The sequence below is a fragment of the Ruminococcus sp. CAG:330 genome (genome assembly GCF_000437175.1).
Classification (GTDB): Bacteria; Bacillota; Clostridia; order Oscillospirales; family Ruminococcaceae; genus Ruminococcus_C.
Window position 1 is genome coordinate 1 of record NZ_FR897979.1, and the last position, 1773, is coordinate 1773.

General features: G+C 61.0%; 1 protein-coding gene. It reads right to left on the reverse strand.

Annotated elements, in window-relative coordinates; translation table 11 throughout:
• Positions 1 to 1738: DNA translocase FtsK (locus tag QZL66_RS00555; RefSeq protein ID WP_293601734.1), on the reverse strand; the 1738-nt coding region annotated here is incomplete at its 3' end.
• Positions 1739 to 1773: the final 35 nt, after the last annotated feature.

The following is a 1773-nucleotide window of genomic DNA, read 5'->3' on the forward strand; positions in this document are numbered from 1 at the left end:
TGCGGGGCTTTGCGCCCTCGTACGGCCCGATCACGCCCATCTCCTCCAGCTCATCCATCATTCGTGCGGCACGGGCATAGCCCAGCTTCAGCCGCCGCTGGAGAGAGGAGGTCGATGCCTGACCGGCTTCCACCACGACCTCGATGGCACGTTCCAATATATCCTCATCGCTGCCCGGTTCCGGCAGGTCATTATTTTGTGTCTGCGCCGGTTTCTGTTCGCTTTTGACAACCGGAATGCTCTGTTCCACCTGCTCCATGATGTCGTCGCTGTACTGTGTCTGTGTCTGCGCCTTGATGAAGGAAACCGTCTTTTCGATCTCCTTGGTGGAGGTGAAGCAGCCCTGCACACGCACCGGCTTGATCTTGCCATTGGGAAGGTACAGCATGTCGCCGTGTCCCAGTAGCTTTTCCGCACCGCCGGTGTCCAGGATGGTGCGGGAGTCCACCTGCGAGCGGACGGAGAGGGCGATTCGGCTGGGGATGTTCGCCTTGATCAGACCGGTGATGATGTCTGTGGTCGGACGCTGGGTCGCAATGATGAGGTGCATGCCGGCAGCACGTGCTTTCTGTGCCAGACGGCAGATGGCGTCCTCCACTTCCTTGGAGGTGGTCATCATCAGGTCCGCCAGCTCGTCGATGATGACGACGATCTGCGGCAGCGGTTCCAGCTCGCTGTCCGGCTGGGATGCCATAGTGTTGTAGTCGCTGAGGTCACGGACGCTGTTCTCTGCAAACAGGCTGTACCGCCGCTGCATCTCCTGTACCGCCCAGTTCAGCGCACCGGCTGCCTTTTTGGGGTCGGTGACCACGGGGATGAGCAGGTGGGGGATTCCCTCGTATACGGTAAATTCTACGATCTTCGGGTCGATGAGGATGAGCTTGACCTCGTCGGGAGAAGCGTGGTAGAGAATACTCATGATGATGGAGTTGGTGCAGACGGACTTACCGGAACCGGTTGCGCCGGCGATGATCATGTGAGGCAGCCGTGCGATGTCGCCAACAATACAGTTTCCGGCGATATCTCTGCCCACGGCAAAGGCGAGCTTGCTGCTGGCATTGCGGAAGTTGTCGCTCTCCAGAATTTCCCGCAGGGAGACGGTGTCCTTGTGACTGTTGGGGACTTCGATGCCGATGGCAGGCTTGCCGGGAATTGGCGCTTCGATACGGACCCCCTGCGCTGCCAGCGAGAGGGCGATGTCATCCGCCAGACCGGTGATCTTCGAAACCTTGACACCGGCGGCGGACTGAATTTCATAGCGTGTGACAGACGGCCCTCTGGAGATGCCGGTGATGCGGACGGTCACGCCAAAGCTGTTGAGCGTGTCCACCAGAATGCCGGCCTTTTCCTTCAGCTCCTGCTCCGCAGCAGGGTCGTTGGCACGGCTGATGCCCGGCTGGAGGAAGTCCATGGGCGGAATCTGATAGGGCTTTTGCAGCACGGCAGACTGGGGCACTGCCAATTCCGGTGCGCCGGCAGACTCCGCCTGTTTTTCGGCTTTTGCCAGCTCCGGCGGGGCTGCCGACCATTCCTCCGGTGTGACAATGCCGGCGGTGTCTCCGTCTGTGGGGATGGGCAGGTCAATGTCCATGTCGTACGGCTCGCCCTCCTGCGGTCTGGAATCCCGAATCATGGCTTCCAGCTCAGAGGAGAAGTCCGGCTGTGCCTCCGGCGCAGGTGCTGCGGCAGGCGGTTCCGGAAAAACGGGGTCGGGCTGTGCTGCTGCTCTGCGGGGCATCGGAGGCTGCGGCTCCTGCGGCAGGAAGACTTCCG